Raw genomic sequence first — 21,079 nt, forward strand, 5'->3', positions numbered from 1 at the left:
AACTCCTGACATCGACAACATCCAGTGTGTGACCGTGGGATGCTGCGGTGGTTCCATCGATTTACGGTGTCGCTCGTTGAGCCGCTTGACGCTGGACGCGGCGCACTACGCCCGCGACCACGGGAAACGCAGCGCCCGGCTCGCCGGCTGTCTTACTGTCGCGGGACTCTTGGCGGCATGAATGCCGCCAAGGAGCCACAGGGACGTACTTGCAGCGTGTCCTGCGATGGTGGGCGGGCAAAGGCCGTGTAGCGGACCGGGAGAAGCTTCGCTGCGCGATCCACGCCGCTTAGCCGACGAAATCCAATCGCGCGTTCACCCAAGCCGCGACAATTGCAGCGGCAACCTGTTCGGCCTGCCTGGCCGGCATGTGCTTTTCGCTTACCAGCCAGGCGGCCGTCTCTGCGCGCACCTTCGGCAACAGCGCGCGCGCAGCGTTGCGCTCGGCTGCCGGCCAGTCGCTGTCGTCGCCGGACCACGCAGCAATCGCCTGATCCGGATCGTTGCCGTAGCGCTTGCGCAACTCCGGCTGCAGGTACAGTGCCGGCGACACGGCAGCCCGGAGCGCGATGATCTGCCACTCGGCGTAGCTGGCATAGCGAATGGTGCCTGCGTCCTTGCTCAAGGCTTCGATCAGTCCTGCGAATCCGTCATCCAGCTGTTTCCAGCTCGGTCGCGCGAACAGCCCACCGGGCGGCTCGCAGATCGGCGCGAAACTGTCGCGTGTCGAACCATAGAGCGGGCCGAGCGCCTCATAAGCCGGCTCGCCCACTGCAGCGAAGATGAAGCAATGCACATACGGCCGCTCGGAACGATCTTCGCGCTCGATCCACATGCGCAACAAGGTCAGCACACGCTGTTGCTGTTGCATGGCGGGCGCGCCTTCCACATCGTCGAGCAAGGACGCTGCGAAATCGTCGGTCTTGCGCAACGCCTTGCGTGCGCTTTCAAAACGCGCGCTCGCCAACGCCGCATCCACGCCAGCGGCAGGCACGAAGTCATGCAGATACGCCAGCCATGCCGATGCCAGCGGCGCGTCGTAGCCCTGCAACTGGCGCGCAGCGTCCGCTGGCGTTTTCGGGATGCTGGCGATGATGCGGTCCAGCGTTTGCTGCTGGGCGTCGAGTGTCTTGCCCAGCGCATCGACCCTTGTCTTCAAGCTGCGTTGCAGGCAGGCATCTACCTTGGCGTCCTGCGCGCAGGCATTGCGCTGGCGCAACCAGGCGCGTTGCTGATCGCGCACTGCGGTGAGCGAGGCGCGCGGTGTGGTGTCCAGCACGCCGCGGTAGGCCTCATCCAGCTGATCGTCCAGCTGGCCGAGCGCCGGCACCGCGCACAGCCGCTTTTCCACCGGCGTGCCCGCCTGCTTGCAGTCGAACGACGCCGACCATGCGGCGCCAGCGCTCAGCACCAAAGCGCCAGCCACAATGCTCTGCACGACACGCATCCGATAAGTCACTGCAACGCCTCCTTGCGCGCCGGCAGCAGCGACAGCAGCAGCAGCGTCGCCGCCAGCGCCACATAGGCACCGACGAACTGCCAGCTGATCACCCGCGCCAGGCCTTGCAGCGACCACGGCAGGTAGATGCCGCCGCGCGGGTCCACCGAGTGGATCAGGCCGAACAGGGTCAGCCCGGCAGCTACCAGCAGGAACGCCGCGCCGCGTCGCAAGCGGCCGTCGATCATCGCCGCCACCGTGGCGATCCATAGCATCGCGGTGATGATGAAGCCATTGCCCAGCGCGAAGATCACTGCCAGCTCCGGCAACCCGTGGCCATCGACCTTGGTGGTCAGCGCGACCAGCTGATCCGGTGCAATCCAGCCCGGCGCCTTGATCGTCAGCAGGTACGCGACCGACGGCAGAAAGCCCAGCACCATCGCACCGGAATGCTGCCTGGGCGTGGCCTGGAATGCCTGGGTGGTGATGTCGATGGAGACATACACGATGATTGGCGCCAGCACGGCCAGCGGCAGCCACTGCACCAAGCCGCTGATCACGCCAAGCATGCCGCCGATCCCGATGAACACCCCGGTCAGCAGCGTGTAACCGGAGCGCGCGCCCATGTGCTTGTACGCGGGCTGGCCGATGTAGGGCGTGGTCTGCGCAACGCCGCCGCAGACGCCGGCCACCAGCGTGGCCAAGGCTTCCACCAGTAGGATGTCGCGGGTGCGGTAATCGTCGCCGGCCGCGCGCGCGCTCTCGCTGACGTTGATGCCGCCCACCACCATCAACAAGCCGAACGGCAGCAGCAACGGCAGGTACGCCACCGTGGCCGGCAGGCCGTCGATAAAGCCCAGCGTCGGCAGCGGCAGCACGATCTGCGGCGGATTCCACGCCGGCAAGGCGAAGCCGGGGGCACCCAATCCCGCCAGGCCAAGCCCGTAATACAACGCGGTGCCGATCACGAACGCCACCAGCACGCCGGGCAATTTGGTCGGCAGGCGGCCCTTGGCGAGCAGCACATACAGCAGCAGGCCCAAGGTAACGAAGCCGGCTACCGGCGAACGGAGCGTTTCCAGCAATGGCAGCAAGCCCATCAGCACCAGCGCGATACCGGCGATGGAACCGAGCAGGGCCGCCCGCGGCAGCGCGCGCGTCACCGCTTCGCCTGCGAAGGACAGCACCAGCTTGAGCAGGCCCATCACCACCAACGCGGCCATGCCCAGTTTCCAGGTGGCGATCGCGGCGGCCTGCGGGTCCAGCCCTTGCGCTTTGAAGCCGGCAAATGCCGGGCCGAGCACCAGCAGCGCCATGCCGATGCTGGTGGGCGCATCCAGACCCAGCGGCATGGCAGTGACGTCGTCGCGCCCGGTGCGTGCGGCCAGCCGCCGCGCCATCAGGGTGTACAGCAGGTTGCCCACCAGCACGCCGAACGCGGTGCCGGGGAACATCCGCTGGAACACGACGTCGGCCGGGAACTGGAAGATGCCGACCAGGGCCATCGCGATGAAGCCAAGGATGGACAGGTTGTCGACCACCAGGCCGAAGAAACCATTGAGATCGCCAGCGACGAACCAGCGCGGCGCAGCCGCAGGACGCGAAGAGGGAGCCGACATGAGAACCAGAGAAGCGTGGGGGTCGGCCGATGGTAGCCGCTGCATTGCGGGGACGACAGCGGCGCGGTGGATCAGAGCGTGTCGTGGCCAGGGGCCGTCGGGCTGTCCGTGAGCAGGCAGCCCGGCGCCATCGCCCGCTACTGCATCGCCGCATCCACCTCGATCCAGCCCACGCTGTCGCTGCGGCCGGCGCTGCGATAACGCACCTGCAACCGCGTACCATCGGCGCTGACGTCCAGCGCATCGGCCTGATCGCCGCGCACCAGATAGCGTTTGGTGACGGTGGCCGTCGGCGTGGCGTACAGCGGCAAACGCCTCACCTGTACGTGCAGTTGCACCGGCATCGGTTCCTCGAGCGTGGTACCGATTTCGCTTGCCACCTTGACGCCGCGCGGGTCGTACATCGGCCACACCGACAGCGGCATGCCATCCTCGCTTCCCGAATCCAGCAACGCCTGGATCTGCGGCGACTCGATCCGCTGCTGCGTCCGCCAAACGTACAACCGCCCGCCAGCGTCGTAGCGGTAGACATCCGCATACCACATCGGCCCACCGCGGCAGGAACTGGTCAGGCTGCGCTGCTGTTGATCGGCAACCAGATTGAAGAATCCTTCGCACTGCACGGCCGGGCGCGTCGGCGCACCGAGCGCATGAAAGCGGCGCTGTGCAGGATCGAACACAAAGACCCAGACCGCCTCGTTGACCTGACCCAGCATCGCCGACACCGCAAGATCCGGGCGCCCGTCGAAGTTGTAGTCGTCGCTGCGCAGCTGCACGCCGCCTTCGCCATCGTCCACATTCGCGTCGAACCACTGTTCGGCATCGCCGGGAGACAGCACCACATGCAGGCGCTGGCCGACCAAGGTGGCGGTCGCACGGGTCTGCGCATCCAGCGTCAGACGAAGGCTTGTGTCGTCTGCCGCAGCGCCGAACGCCAGCCCGCCTGCCATCGCAACCCACAGTGCGCGGGCGGCGCGGACGGGCGACAAATGCAAGATGCCAAGGCGCATGCGCAGCTGGCTCGACGCGGTGCGCAGACACTCGCTCGCCGGCTGCGCACGCGATGCCCGCCAATGCCGGAAGACGCGGGACATACGCCGATCGACGCTGGCGAGCGTGGCGGTCGGCAACTGCACGGACCTGTCGGTGCGCAAGCCGGCCAGCGGACTCAGAACGACACCTCCACCGGCTGCCGCGACCACAGCACCGACTGGTGTCCGGTGGCCTGCTTCCAGGCCAGCCGGATCGCTTCGATGTCGTTGCGCCGTTGCGGGGTGTCCTCGTGCAGGATCACCAGCACCTTGGTGCCCAGCCGGTTCGGCTCCTTGGCGCCGCGGAACAGCCATTGACCGTAGGCGTCGAACACGGTCAGACCATCGGGAAAGCGCGGGGTCACTTCCTTGTCCAGAAACGCGCGCCATTGGGTTTCGTCGATGGTGCGGGTCTGCGGGCGGTCGGCCGGGCCGGATTCTTCGCCCACGCCGAAATACAACTCGCTGCGCACCCAACCCCGTGCCGCCGCCGGCCGCGCTGCATCGCCCTGCAGGCTGGCAGTGGTCGCGGTCGGCACGGTGCCGGGCGTGGTGGCGCAAGCGGTCAACGCCAGCATGGCGGCAAGCAGGCAAGACGGCAGCAACTTCATCGACTTCTCCACAACAGGTCTGGGGGGCACTTGGGGCAGGCTCATGCAAGGCCGATATCAGCTCATGCCGGCGCGCACGCACTGTGCCATCTCGCGCCGCCCTGAACAACGCGATAATATCTTTCCATCCGGATGAATGTGGACGATCCGCCCCCTTGCGCCCCAGCCCGGCCGGATGCCGACCGCGCGGCGCGTTGCAGTTGCAGGAGAGAGAACAGCATGACCCGCCCCACCCTTTCGGTGATTGGCCTGGCCATCGCCGCCGTGCTCAGCGCCAACGCGCAAGCCCAGCAGGCCGATGCCGGTGCCACCACCCTGGACACCGTGATCGTCACCGGCACCCGTGCCAGCGACCGCACCGTGCTGGAATCCACCGTGCCGGTGGACGTGCTCACCGCCGAAGACATCCGCAAGGCCGGCGTGGTCAACGGCGAGTTGGGCAGCGCCCTGCAGGCGCTGCTGCCTTCCTTCAACTTCCCGCGTCAGTCCAACTCCGGCGGCGCCGACCATATCCGCGCCGCGCAGCTGCGCGGGCTCTCGCCCGACCAGGTGCTGGTGCTGGTCAACGGCAAGCGCCGCCATACCTCGGCGCTGGTCAACACCGACAGCAAGATCGGCAAGGGCACCACGCCGGTGGATTTCAATTCCATCCCGATCAACGCGATCAAGCGCATCGAAGTGCTGCGCGACGGGGCCGGCGCGCAATACGGCTCGGATGCGATTGCCGGCGTCATCAACGTGATCCTGGACGACAACCCCGAGCGCGGCGAACTGGAAGCCAGCTTCGGCGCCTACAACACCGACGTGAAGCCGATCGACCGCCGCGTCACCGACGGCCAGACCAGCTATGCCAGCGCAAAAGTGGGCACGCTGCTGGGCGACGACGGCGGCTTCTTCAAGGTCGGCCTGGAGCTGAAGAACCGCGAGGCCACCAACCGCGCCGGCTTCGACCAGATTCCCTCGTTCGAAGAACAGACCCCGGCCAATCTGGCGCTGCGGGGCCAGCGCAATTACGTGCTCGGCGATGGCGCCACCAAGGGCCTGAATGCCTGGCTCAATACCAAGGTGCCATTCAGCGCCAGCGGCGAGTTCTACGCCTTCGGCACCTACAACCAGCGCGATACCGAAGGCGCCAATTACTTCCGTTACCCGGACGGCAGCGCCAACTGGCGCGAGATCTACCCCAATGGCTACCGCCCGATCTCCGAAGGCGAGAATCGCGACCTGCAACTCGTGGCCGGTGCGCGCGGGCAATGGGGCAACTGGGATTACGACGCCAGCGTCAACTACGGCCGCAACGACTTCACCTACCGGCTACGCAACTCGCTCAATGCATCGCTGGGGCCCGGCAGCCCCACACGCTTCAAGACCGGCGATTTCGCCTTCGTGCAGACCGTGGGCAACCTCGACCTGACCCGCGTGTTCGACGCCGCCGGCGCCACCCATACCTTCGGCACCGGCGCCGAGTTCCGCCGCGAGCAATACCGCACCCACGCCGGCGACCCCGCCAGCTACGCGGCCGGCCCGTTCACCGATCGTCCCACCGGCTCGCAGGCCGGCGGCGGGCTCACTCCGCAGGACGAGGCCGACCTGTCGCGCAACGTGGCCAGCGCCTACGCCAACGTCTCCAGCCAGTTCGGCGACAAGTTCTCCACCGACCTGGCCGGCCGCTACGAGCATTACCAGGATTTCGGCAGCCAATGGACCGGCAAGTTGGCCGCACGCTACGCGTTCGCACCGGCCTTTGCGCTGCGTGGCGCCATTTCCAACAACGTGCGTGCGCCTTCGCTCAGCCAGATCGGGTATGAAGCCACCTCCACCGGTTACGACGCCGCCGGCCGCTTGACCCAGGGGCGCCTGCTGTCGGTCAACAACCCCATCGCGCGCGGACTGGGCGCCACCGATCTGAAGCCGGAAAAGTCGGTCAATTACAGCCTGGGCTTCACCAGCAAGCTGGGCGATCACTTCGACGTGTCGCTGGACTTTTTCCAGATCGATATCGACGACCGCATTGCGCTGTCCGAAGACATCACCGGCGATGCGCTGACCAGCTTCGTGCAGCAGAACTACGGCGTCACCGGGGTGCAGAGCGCCAGCTATTTCCTCAACGCCGCCGATACCCGCACCCGCGGCGCCGAGCTGGTTGCCAACTGGCGTCAGTACGCCTTCGGCGGCGACCTGCTGCTGACCGGCACCTACAGCTACGCCAAGACCGAGTTGGAAAACATCATCGCCACCCCGGCCCAGTTGCTCGCATTGAACCCGGAGTACGTGCTGTTCGGCGTGGAAGAAAGCAACACGCTCACCGACGCCGCACCGCGCACCCGCGCCTCGCTTGCCGCGAACTGGAGCAACGAGCACTGGAACCTGCAGACCCGCGTCAACCGCTACGGCAGCGCCACGCGCGTGTTCGATTTCGGTGGCGGCTTCGTGCCGCGCCAGACCTACGGCGCCGAGTGGCAACTGGACCTGGAAGCCGAATATCACCTGGGCACGCAATGGACGCTGGCCATCGGCGGGCAGAACATCCTGGACAACTACTCGGACCGTTCCATCGACGACATCGCCTACTTCGGCAACCTGCCCTATGACGTGCTCTCGCCGATCGGCAGCAACGGCGCATATTGGTATGGGCGGGTGCGGTACAGCTTCTGATTCGGGATTCGGGATTGGCAAACATCGTACTTCGTGCGAATTCCCAATCCCGACTCCCAAATCCCGACCGTTCCATAACCTGAATCTCACACCCCATTGCGCACACTAGCGCAATGGCAGACGCGCATTCCCCCCTACCGTCGCCGCCATTGCTGGACGATGCCTGTGCATTGTTTCTGGACGTGGACGGCACCCTCATCGACTTTGCCGACCGCCCCGAGGCGGTGAAGCTATTGCCCGAAGTGCGCGAGGCCATCGGCCTGCTGAACGAGCGTCTCAATGGCGCCGTTGCACTGGTCAGCGGCCGGCCGCTTGCCCAGCTGGACGCCCTGTTCGCGCCATTGCTGCTGCCGGCCGCCGGTCTGCACGGGCACCAACTGCGTAGCGATCTCGCGGCACGCGCGGCAATGCCGCAGGACACGTCCGAGTGGCTGCACGGCCTGCATCAACGTGCCTCGGCGCTGACGCACCAGCATCCAGGCGTGCTGGTCGAAGACAAGGGTGCCAGCGTGGCACTGCACTGGCGCGCCCGGCCGCAGGCCGGCCCCGAGGTGCTCGCCTTCGCGCAGCAGGAAATCGCACAGCTTTCCGGTTATCGCCTGCAGCCAGGCGACCACGTGGTGGAATTCGTGCCCGAAGGCAGCAACAAGGGTCTGGCGGTCGAGCAACTGATGCAGCACGGCACCTTCGCCGGCCGCACGCCGGTGTTCGTCGGCGACGACCTCACCGACGAATTCGGCTTCGACGCCGCCAACCGGCTCGGTGGCTGGAGCGTGCTGGTCGGCGATCGCGCACAGACCAGCGCGCGCTTTCGCGTCGGTGGCACCGCCGACGTACACGCGTGGTTGCAACGCAACGCACGCAGCCGCTGAGCACAGCGCACCTTCTCTCATTCACTATCAACAGGATCGTTTGCACTCCATGACCGAGCCAAACCTGGATCTGGGCGTCATCGGCAACTGCAGTTTCGGTGCATTGGTCGATCGGCAGGCACGTGTGGTGTGGAGTTGCCTGCCGGCATTCGACGGCGACCCGGCCTTTTGCACGCTGCTTTCGCCCAAGACCGAAGGCGGCGACTTTGCCGTGGAACTGGAAGATTTCGCCAGCAGCGAGCAGCACTACCTGCCCAATACCGCCGTGCTGCGCACAGTGTTGCGCGATAGCCACGGTGGCGAGCTGGAAGTCATCGACTTCGCGCCGCGCTGGCGCAACAACGGACGCTTCTATCGGCCTGTGAGCATCATCCGCCAGATCCGACCACTGAGCGGCAACCCGCGCATCATCGTGCGCGCCCGCCCGCTGGCCGACTGGGGCGGCCGCACGCCGGACACCACATGGGGCAGCAATCACATCCGTTGGGTGTTGCCGGAATTCACCCTGCGCCTGACCACCGATGTGCCGGTGCGCTTCGTACGCGACGGCTTGCCGTTCGTGCTCAGCCATCCGGTGAGTCTGGTGCTGGGCGTGGACGAATCGCTGACCCGCTCGCTCACCGGTTACGTGCAGGAAGCGCAGGAACGTACCGAAGAATACTGGCGCGAATGGGTGCGCTACCTGTCCATTCCGCTGGACTGGCAGGAAGCGGTGATTCGCAGCGCAATCACGCTGAAGTTGTGCCAGTACGAAGACAGCGGCGCGATCATCGCGGCGATGACCACCTCGATTCCGGAAGCGCCCAACACGCCGCGCAACTGGGACTACCGCTATTGCTGGCTGCGCGATGCCGCCTTCGTGGTGCGTGCGCTCAACCGGCTCGGCGCGACCCGCACGATGGAGCAGTTCATCGGCTACATCTTCAATATCGCCACCACCGACGGCACCATGCAGCCGCTGTACGGCATCGGCTTCGAATCGCAGCTGGAAGAACACGAAGTCGACACCATGGCCGGCTACCGCGGCATGGGGCCGGTGCGGCGCGGCAACCTGGCGTGGATCCAGCAACAGCACGATGTCTACGGCAGCGTGGTGCTGGCGTCCACACAGCTGTTCTTCGACCTGCGCCTGAAGGATCAAGGCGATGCCGACACGTTCCGCCGGCTTGAACCGCTGGGCGAGCGCGCCTATGCATTGCATAACGTGCCCGATGCCGGCCTGTGGGAATTTCGCGGCCGCGCCGAAGTGCATACCTACACCGCGGCAATGTGCTGGGCGGCCTGCGATCGCCTGTCCAAGATCGCCGACCGGCTAGTGCTGCCCGAGCGCAGTAGCTACTGGCGCGAACGTGCCGACAGCATCCGCGAACGCGTGTTGAGCGAGGCCTGGAGCAAGGAGCGCGGCCATTTCACCGACACCCTCGGCGGCCACCGGCTCGATGCATCGCTGTTGCTGCTGGCCGATATCGGCATCGTCGCCAACGACGACAGCCGCTTCGTGCGCACGGTCGAGGCGGTCGGTCGCGTGCTCAAGCACGGCGATGCGCTATACCGCTACATCGCACCGGATGACTTCGGTGAGCCGGAAACCAGCTTCACCATCTGCACCTTCTGGTACATCGATGCGCTGGCGGCGATCGGGCGCAAGGACGAGGCGCGTGAATTGTTCGAGCGCATCCTTTCGCGCCGCAATCACCTGGGCTTGCTGTCGGAAGATCTATCGTTCGAGGACGGCGAAGCCTGGGGCAATTTCCCTCAGACCTATTCGCATGTTGGCTTGATCATCGCAGCGATGCGCTTGTCGCGGAGCTGGCAGGAGGCGTCATGAGTCGTTTGGTGGTGGTATCCAACCGCGTTGCGGTGCCCGGCGAAACCCGCGCCGGTGGCCTGGCGGTTGGCCTGTTGGCGGCGCTCAAGGAACGCGGCGGCATGTGGTTCGGCTGGAGCGGCAAGACCGTGCGCGGCGACAGCGGCGGCATGCACGAGCAGACCGAAGGCGACATCACCTTCGTCACCATGGACCTCAACAAGCGCGACATCGATTCGTACTACAACGGCTTCGCCAATCGCACGCTGTGGCCCTTGCTGCACTTCCGCCTGGACCTGGTCGATTACGATCGCGCCACCCGCGAAGGCTATATGCGCGTCAACCGGCTGTTTGCCGAAAAACTCGCGCCGCTGCTGAAAGACAGCGACACGCTGTGGATCCACGATTACCACATGATTCCGCTCGGCGCGATGCTGCGCGAGCTGGGCGTGGGCTGCAAGATGGGTTTCTTCCTGCACGTGCCGATGCCGTCGGCCGATCTGGTGCAGGCCATGCCCGATCACGCGCGCCTGTTCAGTACCTTCTACGCATACGACCTGGTCGGCTTCCAGACCCAGCGCGATGCCGAACGTTTCAAGGCCTATGTACGCCTGTTCGGCGGTGGCCGCATTCTGGAAGGCGACCTGGTGGAAGGCCCCGGTGGACGCCGCTTCACCGCCTCTTCGTTCCCGATCGGGATCGATACCGACCTGATTGCCCACCAGGCCAAGGCCTCTGCCGGCAAGCAGGCGGTGCGTGATCTGCGCGAAAGCCTGCGTGGCCGACAGTTGGCCATCGGCGTGGACCGCCTGGATTATTCCAAAGGGTTGCCGGAGCGCTTTCAGGGCTTCGAGCGTTACCTGGAGCGGTATCCGGATCAATCCGGCAGCCTGACCTATCTGCAAATTGCACCGGTCTCGCGCGGCGATGTCACCGAATACCGTCAATTGCGCAGCCAGCTCGAACAGATCGCCGGCCACATCAATGGCGGACATGCAGAGCCGGACTGGACGCCGCTGCGCTACGTCAACCAGAACTTCAGCCATGCCACGCTGACAGGCTTCTATCGCGCGGCCTCGGTGTGTCTGGTCACGCCACTGCGCGATGGCATGAACCTGGTTGCCAAGGAATTTGTGGCCGCGCAGGACCCGGCAGACCCGGGCGTGCTGGTATTGTCGCTGTTTGCAGGTGCAGCCGATGAAATGAAGGAAGCGCTGCTGGTCAACCCACACGATCTGGATGGCGTGGCCGACGCGATCGCCACAGCGGCAAGCATGCCGTTGGCAAGCCGCATCGAACGCTGGCACGCAATGATGGACCACCTGCGCAAGAACAACATCAACCACTGGCGCCAGCGCTATCTGCAAGCGCTCTCTGAGGTGTAGGACAAACCTTCTTCCGCCGCGACATTGCCCTCCTTCATGAGGAAGAAAGTGGCCGAAAGGCCGATGAATGTACGGCGCAATTTGCCTGAAGTCCGTAGTTCCCGGAGGACTTCCTGCATGATGCAGCCACATCGGGCCGCTGCGATGTCCGACCAAGCTGCCCCGACGCGCAAGGGGATGAATACCTCGGACCTCGATAGCCTGTAGCTGCACTCGACACGGCAGTCACAGGCAACGTGCGCCGCTACACCCTGCGCTTCCATCGTGGTCGCGCTCAGTAGCAGCGCATGTCGACCCGGCTCTGCAGGCAACGGACCGCACTTGGCAAAGCATTCGACAGCCACATGTTTCCGCTATGCCAAACGTGCAGGTTGGAACGCTGGTTCCTATTCCGTCACGGACAAAGGGCGTGTGGGGGTCTAAAATATTCACATGATTAGCGCTGAGGACCCTGGGAGGGGCTGCGCGTTCATAGCGTTCAACGTTCGTCTCTGGATCCGGGCCGCGTGATGGCGCCTGCGATCGCTCTCCCTCCACGACTCGCCACCGCTCGCTGGTGCCCGAGTCCTTCCTGACATCTCAAAATGACTGATCAATCCTCAAAACGTGGGCTAGGCACCTGGTTGCTGGTGGCCTATGCCGTGGTGATCGCCGTGCTTGGCGCGGTGCTCGCCTATCAAGGCGGCCGCCTAGTGGCCGTCGGCGGCTCCTGGTATTACCTGATCGCGGGTATTGCCCTGTTCCTTGCGGGCGTCCTGCTCGCGCTGGGCAAGCGCGCCGGGCTGTGGCTGTTTGGCGCCACGTTGGCCGGCACCATCGCCTGGGCACTGTGGGAAGTGGGCCTGGATGGCTGGGGCTTGGTACCGCGCCTGGCCATGATGTCGGTGCTGGGGCTGGTGTTGCTGCCGTTCTGGGGTGTGGCGCGTCGTCGCATGCAGCCATTGTCCGGCCTGGGCTATGCGCTGGTGACCGGCGTGCTGCCAATCCTGGGTGCGGCGCTGATCCTGTGGCCGCTGCTGATGCCGCGCAATGTCGAGCTGGCCGATGCCTCCAAGCTGCCGGCCGACAGCGCCACGGCCTTCAGCCGCGGCACCGTGCCCAGCCCCGACGGCAACGTCGCGGCCAATCACGACGCCAGCAACTGGACCTCCTATGCGGGCTCCAATCTGTCCAACCACTACACGCCCGGCGCGCAGATCACCCCGGACAACGTGAAGAATCTCAAGGTTGCGTGGGAGTTCCACACCGGCGACCTGAAGCCCAAGGACTCCAAGCTGGGCTACGCCTTCCAGAACACCCCGCTCAAGGTCGGCGACCTGCTCTACATCTGCACCCCCACCCAGAAGGTGATCGCGGTGGAAGCAGCCAACGGCAAGGAGCGCTGGCGCTTCGATCCGCAGACCAACCCGAAGGCGATGGCGGGCGTGGCTGCCACCACCTGCCGTGGCGTGTCGTATTACCAGGCGCCCGAAGGCACCGCCGAGTGCCCGACCCGGATCTTCTGGCCGATGGTCGATGGCCGCCTTGGCGCGCTGGACGCACAGACCGGCAAGCTGTGCACCAGCTTCGGCAACAACGGCTATGTCGATCTGAATGCGGGCACCGGCAACACCAAGCCGGGTTTCGTCGGCCCGACCTCGCCGCCGGTGGTGATGCGCGGCGTGGTAATCCAGCCGACCGGCCAGATCCGCGATGGCCAGGAAGGCGATGCGCCGTCCGGCGTGGTGCGCGGCTTCGATGCGCTCACCGGCCAGCTGCGCTGGGCCTGGGACCTGGGTAACCCGGCGATCACCGCCGAGCCGCCGGCCGGCCAGACCTACACGCGCTCAACCCCGAACGTATGGTCGCTGATGGCCGCCGACGACGAGCTGGGCCTGGTCTATCTGCCCACCGGCAATGCGTCCGGCGATTTCTTCGGCAAGGGCCGCACCCCGCAGGACGAGGAATACACCGCCTCGCTGGTTGCGGTGGATGCCGCTACTGGCAAGGAACGCTGGCATTTCCGTACCGTCAACCACGACCTGTGGGATTACGACATCGGCCCGCAGCCGAACCTGGTCGATTGGCCGGTCGCTGGCGGCGGTACGCGTGCTGCGGTGATCCAGGCCACCAAGTCCGGCCAGGTGTTCGTGCTGGACCGCGCCACCGGCGAGCCGATCATGCCGGTCAAGCAGATCCCGGTACCGCAGGGAACCGACCACGGCGACTGGACCGCTGCCACGCAACCGATCTCGCCGGGCATGCCCAACACCGTGGGCGCGCCGAGCCGCGAGTTCGAAAAAATCATCGAATCCGATGCCTGGGGCATGACCCCGTTCGACCAGTTGGTCTGCCGTATCCAGTTCAAGCAACTGCGCTACGAAGGCATGTTCACCCCGCCCACCCTGCAGGGGTCGCTGGCCTTCACCGGCAACCACGGCGGCATCAACTGGGGCGGTGTTTCGGTGGACCTGCAGCGCGGCATCATGGTGATGAACAGCAATCGTCTGCCGTACACCCTGCAGGTGTATACCCGCGAAAAAATGAATGAGCTGGGCGTGGTGTCGGTGTTCGACGGCAAGAGCAAGACGCCCGGCTACATGGCACAGAAGGGCCTGGCCTACGGCGCCCGCAAGGAGCCGTGGATGTCGCCGCTCAACACCCCGTGCGTGGCCCCGCCGTGGGGCTACATCGCCGGCGTTGACCTGCGCACGCAGCAGGTGATCTGGCGCCGTCCGCTGGGCACCGGTTACGACCAGGGGCCGATGGGCATTCCGTCCAAGACCAAGTTCGAGATCGGCACCCCCAACAACAGCGGCTCGCTGGCCACCGCTGGCGGGGTGACCTTCATCGGCGCGACCCTGGACGACTTCATGCGCGGCTTCGACACCCGCACCGGCAAGCAGGTCTGGGAGACCCGCGTCCCCGCCGGCCCGCAGGCAGCGCCGATGAGCTACACCATCAACGGCAAGCAATACATCGTGGCCGCCGTCGGTGGACACGACCGCATGGAAACCAAGTCGGGCGACAGCGTCATTGCCTGGGCCCTGCCGGACGATGCGCAGGCCGCGCCTGCCAAGTAACGGCAGCGCTCCAAGCACCACGCGGCCAGGCGGTACGCCGATGCGCATGAGCGCATGCAGTCTGCACTGCCTTGGCCGCTGCGCATCACCGCCTGGCTGCGCTCCGGCGCATAGGCCGCCTGCCGTCGGTCCAGGGCCGACGGATGCACCAATCAACCGGTCGTCGCGAGACGGCCGGTTTTTTTGTGCGCGCTTGCCGCTACGGCGAAGGCACCTGGGGCAAAGCCGGCGATGTCGGCCCAGCGTATGACGCGTGGCCAACGCGCTTGCTGTCAGACCTGAGTTTCAGACGTCCGAACCCAGGCCAACCTCCCAGGATGGCGCTCCCATGCGGCAGTCAGATGCTGCGCAAGTGCGAATCCAGCGCGCAGGCCGTTGGCAACCGAATCAGCCCCAACTTCGATGGGATTTGCCCGCTCCCAATAGCAGTTCGCTGACATGCCGGGCATTCGCTCGCGCGGGCGCTTTTCACGCAGAATTTACGATTGAGTCGACGTACTCGCGCGTCGATCGCCACGGGCACGCATACCCTGCCGAACTGAAATCGCTTTCATATCAAGGACATCACGCCATTTCGGGACCTGGTTGTCACATTCCGACGAACGGCACCTTCACATCATCATGATTCGGACTCAGCCGCCGATACCCCCATTGCGGGCCATGGACTGCCGATGCCGCTCCCCCTTCTCAGATCATCCAGCTGGACTCAGCCTATGTCGCTTGCACACGATGCCGCCCCCGTTGCCCAACCGCCCGCCGGTCGGCACGTTGCGCGCGCCACCTGGACTGCATGGCTGCCCGCCGCTGCACATGTCGCGCTGCTGGCATTGCTGGCCTGCTATGCCGCCACGCTGGTACCCGGCAGCTTCCTGAGCGGGCTCGGGCGCGTGCTGCCCGCCCTGCTGGTGTTGGGCGCGGCGAGCGCCGGGCTCTGGTGGTGGTCGCGCCGGCGTCACGACACGCAGTTGCAAGAGGCAATGCGTGCGGTGGTGGCGATCGGCGAAGGACGCACCCAGCGACTGGACCTGCGCAACGCCTCCGGCGACCTCGCACCGTTGCTGCACGCGCTGCAGGATGCCCAGGACAAGCTCGCCATCCGCATCGATGTGATGGAGCAAGGCCTGCGCCATGGCCAGTTCGTGATCAAGGCGCTGGACGATCTGGACACCATGATCCGTATCGCCGACGACGATGGCCAGGTGCTGTTTGCCAACCGCAAACTGCTCGCCATGCTCAAGCTGATCGAGCCGGATGTGCAGAGCTTCCGTCCCAGCTTCCATGCCGAAGGCTTCGTCGGCGGCAGCATCGGCGACATCTATCCCGACAGCCAGGCCGCGATCGACCGCATGCGCGCGTTGAATGCCTCCAAGGCCGTGCGTGCGCCATTCTTCGGCCGCCAGATCGACTTCGTCTACAGCCCGATCATCGCCGCCGACGGCACCAAGCTCGGCACCATCGCGCAGTGGATGGACGTCACCGCGCAGGTCAACGCCGAGCAGGCACTGATCCAGATCATCGACGCCGCCTCGGCCGGCGATTTCAGCCGTCGCATGCAGATCGATGGCATGGACGGTGTGTTGCTGACCCTGGCGCAAGGCATCAACCGCATCTACGACTCGGTGGAAACCCATCTGGCCGCATTGGCGCGCGTGATCGGCGCGCTGGCCGAAGGCGACCTGACCCAGCGTGTGGACGGCGATGCGCACGGTATCTTCGCGCGCTTGCGCGACGATACCAACCAGACCGTCACCCGCCTCACCGAAATCATCGGCGGCATCCAGGCCGCATCGGACACCATCCGCCAGGCCGCAGTGGAAATTGCCGCCGGCAACATGGATCTTTCCGAGCGCACCGAGCAACAGGCGGCCAACCTGGAAGAAACCGCCAGCTCGATGGAAGAACTCACCTCCACCGTGAAGCAAAACGCCGAGAGCGCGCTGCAGGCCAATCGCTTGGTCGTCGGCACCGGCGACGTGGCGCAGAGCGGCGGCCAGGTGATGGACGAGGTGGTCGCCACCATGGGCCAGATCAGCACCGCCTCGCGCAAGATCGGCGAGATCATCGGTGTGATCGACGGCATCGCGTTCCAGACCAACATCCTGGCGCTCAACGCCGCAGTGGAAGCCGCGCGTGCCGGCGAACAGGGCCGCGGTTTTGCGGTGGTTGCCTCGGAAGTGCGTGCATTGGCACGGCGCTCGGCCGATGCGGCCAAGGAAATCAAGACGCTCATCGCCGACTCCACCGACAAGGTGGAACTGGGTTCGGGCCTGGTGCACCGCGCCGGCGCGACCATGCGCGAGATCGTCGGCTCGGTCAAACACGTCACCGACATCATGAGCGAGATCACCTCGGCCAGCGCCGAGCAGTCCAGCGGCATCGAGCAGGTCAACCGCACGGTCGCGCAGTTGGACGAGGTGACCCAACGCAACGCTGCGCTGGTGGAAGAAGCCACCGCCGCTGCGCGCAGCCTGGAAGAACAGGCCGTGGAACTGGCCGATGCAGTCTCGATCTTCCGCCTGCAATCCGACACCCGTCCCGGCGCTTCCCACGTCGCGCGCGCCAGCTTCCACAACGCGGCATAAGCCTGGCATGCACAGCGATTCGTAGGAGCGCACCCGGGCGCGACCGGGTTTCTGCGGAAATGCCATCCATCAACGGCTGCGCTGCTGAGGCCAGCCGAGCGATGCGCCGCATCGCCTCGTCCCGGCGTAGGTTCGCAGTGAATTGCATCGCAATGCGATGCAGCGCGCCTCAGGCCAGCGCCCCGATGCCGGGTGCACTGCCTCAGTCCAGGAACCGCGCGTGCTGCTCGGGCGTGGGCAGCATGCAGTGATCGCTGCGGCCGAACCAGCGATAACGATTGCGTGCGATCAGCCGGTAGCCGAGATCGCGCACGCGATGCGGGATCAGGCGCAGCACCCCACTCAGCCGCCAGAGCCCGCCCAATCCCGCAAGCACGCGCACGATCGCGTCGCTATCGGTCCAGGCACCGGTGGCGTCCACCAGTAGAAACGACAAAGGGTCGTCCGGATCCAGACCGTGCTGCTGCAACAGTGCGCGCCCGGCTTGCCCCTGCATGGCAGCAAAGCGATAGCGCCCACGCCGATCGTGGCGCAGCAGGAATTTGACCCAGCCATTGCAGAGCAGGCACACGCCATCGAAGACGATGGTGGCCCGCGCCGCAGGTGGGGCAACAGGCGATTGATCAGCGCGGTTCAAGCCAGCCCTCATAACGAATGAACGGTCCTACCAGCGGCAACTGCACGTCCACCAGAAACGCATAACGGCCGCCGTCGGCATGCTCGCGGCAGCGCACCTGCCGGAACCAGCGGGCAGGTAACCGAATCATCCCGAACGCCCACACGCCGGTGGCCTGCCAATACAACGATTGCGCATCGGCCTGCAGCGAAAATTCAAAGCGCACCGCGCCCAGGTGTTCGCGCAAGCTGGCGCCATGACGCCATAGCCGCGAATGCATCGGCATGCCATCAAAGCGCCGATGCCAGCGCTCGCCGCGCGCGTCGGCCTGAAAATCCACTTCCACCGCCACCTCGCCACTGCGCGGCAAGCGGCTCAGCAGCGCCAGCAACGGAACCAGCGCATGCGTGCCGCGTTGAATCCTGGCCCGGCCGGCGAAGGTCTGCCGCTGCTGCACCGAATGCAGCGCGCGCACCGGCGCAGGCAGTTGCGCGAACGCGTCCTGCCCCAGCACCTGTGCGAACAGCGGCACGCTCAGGGCGCGATCCAGGCCAGCGTGGCCATGCGTCCGCTGCGGCGATCGCGGCGATGCGAGAAAAAGCGCTGCGGATCGGAAATGGTGCACAACCCGCCGCCATACACCGCAGCGGCCGGCACACCGGCCCGCTGCAGCCGCTGACGTGCCAGCGCATACAGATCCACCCGCCAGTGCCCCGGGCGCGTGGCGACAAACGCCTGTTGCGCCTGTGCATCGTGCGCAACGAAGGCGCCGAACACGTCCTCGCCGATCTCATACACCTGGGGCCCCGCGGCAGGACCCAGCCAGGCCACCAGTTGCTGAGGTGGCGTCCGCATCGCCGCCACGCTGCGCTCCAGCACGCCGTCGGCCAGCCCGCGCCAACCGGCATGCACAGCAGCGACCTCGCTGCCATCGACGGCAGCGAACACGACCGGCAGGCAATCGGCCGTGAGGATTGCCAGTACTACGCCAGGCGCCGAGGTCACCGCAGCATCGGCAACCGGTTCGTGCGCGCCTGGCGGCTGATCCGCCGCGCAGTCGGTGGAATCGGGTGCAGCGGGCGGTGCATCCACCCGTACCACGTCCACGCCGTGCACCTGCCGCAACCACTGCGGCGCGCTCGGCAGTTGCAGCGCCGCGGCCAGCAGTGCCCGGTTGCGCTCCACCTGCTCGGGCACATCGCCTTCGGCGCTGTTGCGGTTGCCAAGGTTGAGCGTGTCGAACGGCGGCAGCGAGCCGCCCAGACCGTGACGCAGCGTGGTGAGCGCACGGATGCGCGGTGGCGCCGGCCAGTCGGCTGGCAGGGTGAAGGGCGCAGCCATGGGCATCTCAGCGGCGTGCCAGCTCGGCGGCGCGTGCGCTGTCTTCGCGCAGCACGGTCATCAGGCGCTGCAGATCGGCCGGCACCGGCGCACTGGCGCGGACCGGCTCGCCGCTGACCGGATGCAGGAATTCCAGGGTTTCGGCGTGCAGCGCCTGGCGCTTGAAGCTGCGCAGTTCGTGCACCAGCTCGTCGGTAGCGCCCTTGGGCAGCTTGAGCGCGCCGCCGTACAGCGGGTCGCCGACGATCGGCGACTTCAGGTGCGCCATGTGCACGCGAATCTGGTGGGTACGCCCGGTTTCGAGCCGGCACTCCAGCGCGGTGTGCGCACGGAAACGCTCGCGCAGGCGGTAATGGGTGACCGCATCGCGGCCGTCGTCGCGCACCGCCATCTTCAGGCGGTCGCGCGGGTGGCGATCGATCGGGGCGTTGACGGTGCCGCCGGAGACCAGCGCGCCCACCACCACGGCCAGATACTGGCGATGCACCTCGCGCGCGGACAGCTGCTCCACCAGCGCGGTCTGCGCCTGCACGGTGCGCGCCACCACCATCACGCCACTGGTGTCCTTGTCCAGGCGATGCACCACCCCGGCGCGCGGCACCGAGGCCAGCGCCGGGTCGCGGAACAGCAGCGCATTGACCAGGGTCTGGTCCGGATTGCCGGCGCCCGGATGCACCACCAGGCCGGCCGGCTTGTCGATCACCAGCACCTGCTCGTCTTCGTACAGCACGCTCAGCGGAATGTCCTGCGGCGCGGCGTGGGTCTGGGTTTCCAGCACCACCTGCAGCTGCACGCTCTCGCCGCCGCGCAAGGTATCGCGCGGGCGCGCCATTTCACCGTCCAGCAGCGCGTCGCCGGACTTGATCCATTCCGACAGCCGCGAGCGCGAAAACTCCGGGAACAGCTCGGCCAGCACTGCGTCGAAACGGCGTCCGGCGGCATTGTCGGGCACGATCGCCTGGCGGATGGACGGGTCGAGGGGTTCGGCAGATGGGTCGGACATGGACACGGGCACTCGGGCAAAAAGCGGGAATTTGGGGGTCCGGGCGGCGGGAGTCAGTCGCCGGACAGGCCACTAGGCTATCATCGCGCTCTCGTTTTCCTGATGCGTCCTGCCCAGACCCATGATCCGACGGTCCACGTTTTCCGCGCCTGCGCGCCTGATTGCCCTCATGCTGGTCATGGCGTTCGTCGTCACCGGCTGCCACCGCGGCGCCAAGGACAAGAATCCCGACGAGGGCATGCCGGTCGAGCAGCTCTACGGCAAGGGTCATAACCTGATGGAGAAAGGCAACTGGGCCGGCGCAGAAGCCAGCTACAAGCGCCTGATCGCCCAGTACCCGTATGGCCCGTACACCGAGCAGGCGATGATCGAAACCGCCTACGCCCAGTACAAGGCCGGCAAGCACGACGACGCGGTCTCCAGCGTCGACCGCTTCATCCGGACCTACCCGACCCACCGCAACATCTCGTATCTGTACTACCTGCGCGGCCTGGCCAACAGCAACCGCGACACGGTGTTCCTGCGCCGCGTGTGGTCGCTGGACCCGAGCCGCCGCGACCTGTCTTCGCCGCAGCAGGCTTACAACGATTTCAATACCGTCACCGATCGCTACCCGAACAGCCGTTACGCCGCCGACGCACGCAAGCGCATGATCGAGCTGCGCGACATCTTCGCCCAGCACGAATTGGACAACGCGCTGTACTACCTGCGCCGCGATGCCTGGGTGTCGGCCGCCGGTCGTGCCAACTACCTGCTCGAAACCTATCCGCAGAGCGCCTTCCAGTACGACGCGGTCGCGGTACTGGCCGAGGCCTACACGCACCTGGGCAACAAGACCTTGGCAGCCGACGCACGCCGCGTGCTGGAGCTCAACGACCCGCAGCATCCGTGGCTGACCGGCAACTGGCCGAAATACCCGTGGGCCATCCGCAAGCTCAACCCGTTTGCCGGCGAAAAATCCGCCGCGACCGGGCAGAGCAATTCGCAGATGAATCGCGACTGAGATATCAGGCGCAGCGCACGACGAAAAGAGGCCGAAAGGCCTCTTTTTTGTTGC

Annotated in this window: 15 protein-coding genes; 7 read left to right on the forward strand and 8 right to left on the reverse strand. The window is 66.0% G+C overall.

What is annotated here, in order from left to right; genetic code table 11:
* Nucleotides 1–289: 289 nt before the first annotated feature.
* From ACCQ16_RS15555 to ACCQ16_RS15570, 4 genes are all read right to left on the reverse strand, one after another.
* The gene (locus ACCQ16_RS15555) at nt 290–1,447 is read right to left on the reverse strand and encodes a lysozyme inhibitor LprI family protein (protein WP_372380355.1); all 1,158 of its coding nucleotides are present in this window, start codon (nt 1,445–1,447) and stop codon (nt 290–292) included.
* Between the two features lie 8 nt (nt 1,448–1,455).
* Nucleotides 1,456–3,057: a SulP family inorganic anion transporter gene (locus ACCQ16_RS15560; protein WP_033479398.1), complete on the reverse strand. Its 1,602-nt coding sequence runs from the start codon at nt 3,055–3,057 to the stop codon at nt 1,456–1,458.
* Between the two features lie 137 nt (nt 3,058–3,194).
* A complete protein-coding gene (locus ACCQ16_RS15565) occupies nt 3,195–4,259 on the reverse strand; it encodes an XAC2610-related protein (protein WP_372380008.1) in 1,065 nt (354 codons plus the stop codon).
* Complete coding sequence (locus ACCQ16_RS15570; protein WP_029820050.1) at nt 4,226–4,699, reverse strand: DUF3574 domain-containing protein; 474 nt, start codon at nt 4,697–4,699, stop codon at nt 4,226–4,228. Before ACCQ16_RS15570 ends, ACCQ16_RS15565 begins: the two co-directional genes overlap by 34 nt.
* A 219-nt stretch (nt 4,700–4,918) precedes the next feature.
* Between ACCQ16_RS15570 and ACCQ16_RS15575 the strand changes: the two genes are divergently transcribed.
* From ACCQ16_RS15575 to ACCQ16_RS15600, 6 genes are all read left to right on the forward strand, one after another.
* The gene (locus ACCQ16_RS15575; RefSeq protein ID WP_218210857.1) at nt 4,919–7,354 is read left to right on the forward strand and encodes a TonB-dependent receptor plug domain-containing protein; all 2,436 of its coding nucleotides are present in this window, start codon (nt 4,919–4,921) and stop codon (nt 7,352–7,354) included.
* Between the two features lie 113 nt (nt 7,355–7,467).
* Nucleotides 7,468–8,226 (forward strand): trehalose-phosphatase, encoded by a 759-nt coding sequence (gene otsB / locus ACCQ16_RS15580; RefSeq protein WP_029820052.1) that lies wholly within the window; start codon nt 7,468–7,470, stop codon nt 8,224–8,226.
* Between the two features lie 49 nt (nt 8,227–8,275).
* Nucleotides 8,276–10,054, forward strand: coding sequence for a glycoside hydrolase family 15 protein (locus ACCQ16_RS15585; RefSeq protein ID WP_277572540.1), 1,779 nt, complete (start codon nt 8,276–8,278; stop codon nt 10,052–10,054).
* Nucleotides 10,051–11,418 (forward strand): alpha,alpha-trehalose-phosphate synthase (UDP-forming), encoded by a 1,368-nt coding sequence (gene otsA / locus ACCQ16_RS15590; protein ID WP_008577799.1) that lies wholly within the window; start codon nt 10,051–10,053, stop codon nt 11,416–11,418. The genes ACCQ16_RS15585 and otsA overlap by 4 nt, the downstream gene beginning before the upstream one ends.
* Nucleotides 11,419–12,041: 623 nt before the next feature.
* Nucleotides 12,042–14,480 (forward strand): glucose/quinate/shikimate family membrane-bound PQQ-dependent dehydrogenase, encoded by a 2,439-nt coding sequence (locus tag ACCQ16_RS15595; protein WP_277572778.1) that lies wholly within the window; start codon nt 12,042–12,044, stop codon nt 14,478–14,480.
* 713 nt (nt 14,481–15,193) lie between these two features.
* Nucleotides 15,194–17,062 (forward strand): methyl-accepting chemotaxis protein, encoded by a 1,869-nt coding sequence (locus tag ACCQ16_RS15600; protein ID WP_071118579.1) that lies wholly within the window; start codon nt 15,194–15,196, stop codon nt 17,060–17,062.
* A gap of 202 nt (nt 17,063–17,264) precedes the next feature.
* Here the strand turns inward: ACCQ16_RS15600 and ACCQ16_RS15605 are convergent, their stop codons facing one another.
* From ACCQ16_RS15605 to rluD, 4 genes are read right to left on the reverse strand one after another with little or no spacing between them, the layout of a single operon-like run.
* The gene (locus tag ACCQ16_RS15605) at nt 17,265–17,699 is read right to left on the reverse strand and encodes a thiol-disulfide oxidoreductase DCC family protein (protein ID WP_277572539.1); all 435 of its coding nucleotides are present in this window, start codon (nt 17,697–17,699) and stop codon (nt 17,265–17,267) included.
* A complete protein-coding gene (locus ACCQ16_RS15610; protein WP_277572538.1) occupies nt 17,686–18,210 on the reverse strand; it encodes a DUF4166 domain-containing protein in 525 nt (174 codons plus the stop codon). The genes ACCQ16_RS15605 and ACCQ16_RS15610 overlap by 14 nt, the downstream gene beginning before the upstream one ends.
* 2 nt (nt 18,211–18,212) lie before the next feature.
* Complete coding sequence (gene pgeF, locus ACCQ16_RS15615) at nt 18,213–19,025, reverse strand: peptidoglycan editing factor PgeF (protein ID WP_109290735.1); 813 nt, start codon at nt 19,023–19,025, stop codon at nt 18,213–18,215.
* Nucleotide 19,026: 1 nt separating this feature from the next.
* Nucleotides 19,027–20,022: a 23S rRNA pseudouridine(1911/1915/1917) synthase RluD gene (gene rluD, locus ACCQ16_RS15620; RefSeq protein WP_008577792.1), complete on the reverse strand. Its 996-nt coding sequence runs from the start codon at nt 20,020–20,022 to the stop codon at nt 19,027–19,029.
* Between the two features lie 121 nt (nt 20,023–20,143).
* Between rluD and ACCQ16_RS15625 the strand changes: the two genes are divergently transcribed.
* A complete protein-coding gene (locus ACCQ16_RS15625; RefSeq protein ID WP_005915798.1) occupies nt 20,144–21,025 on the forward strand; it encodes an outer membrane protein assembly factor BamD in 882 nt (293 codons plus the stop codon).
* Nucleotides 21,026–21,079 lie beyond the last annotated feature (54 nt).

Source organism: Xanthomonas sp. NCPPB 1062, from assembly GCF_041481705.2.
GTDB classification, from domain to species: Bacteria; Pseudomonadota; Gammaproteobacteria; order Xanthomonadales; family Xanthomonadaceae; genus Xanthomonas; species Xanthomonas euvesicatoria.

Coding starts and splice junctions, on each gene's coding strand:
- ACCQ16_RS15555 (WP_372380355.1), bottom strand. CDS start 1,447: ATGCGTGTCGTGCAGAGCATTGTGGCTGGCGCTTTGGTGCTGAGCGCT.
- ACCQ16_RS15560 (WP_033479398.1), bottom strand. CDS start 3,057: ATGTCGGCTCCCTCTTCGCGTCCTGCGGCTGCGCCGCGCTGGTTCGTC.
- ACCQ16_RS15625 (WP_005915798.1), top strand. CDS start 20,144: ATGATCCGACGGTCCACGTTTTCCGCGCCTGCGCGCCTGATTGCCCTC.
- ACCQ16_RS15575 (WP_218210857.1), top strand. CDS start 4,919: ATGACCCGCCCCACCCTTTCGGTGATTGGCCTGGCCATCGCCGCCGTG.
- ACCQ16_RS15600 (WP_071118579.1), top strand. CDS start 15,194: ATGTCGCTTGCACACGATGCCGCCCCCGTTGCCCAACCGCCCGCCGGT.
- otsA (WP_008577799.1), top strand. CDS start 10,051: ATGAGTCGTTTGGTGGTGGTATCCAACCGCGTTGCGGTGCCCGGCGAA.
- ACCQ16_RS15570 (WP_029820050.1), bottom strand. CDS start 4,699: ATGAAGTTGCTGCCGTCTTGCCTGCTTGCCGCCATGCTGGCGTTGACC.
- rluD (WP_008577792.1), bottom strand. CDS start 20,022: ATGTCCGACCCATCTGCCGAACCCCTCGACCCGTCCATCCGCCAGGCG.
- pgeF (WP_109290735.1), bottom strand. CDS start 19,025: ATGCCCATGGCTGCGCCCTTCACCCTGCCAGCCGACTGGCCGGCGCCA.
- otsB (WP_029820052.1), top strand. CDS start 7,468: ATGGCAGACGCGCATTCCCCCCTACCGTCGCCGCCATTGCTGGACGAT.
- ACCQ16_RS15585 (WP_277572540.1), top strand. CDS start 8,276: ATGACCGAGCCAAACCTGGATCTGGGCGTCATCGGCAACTGCAGTTTC.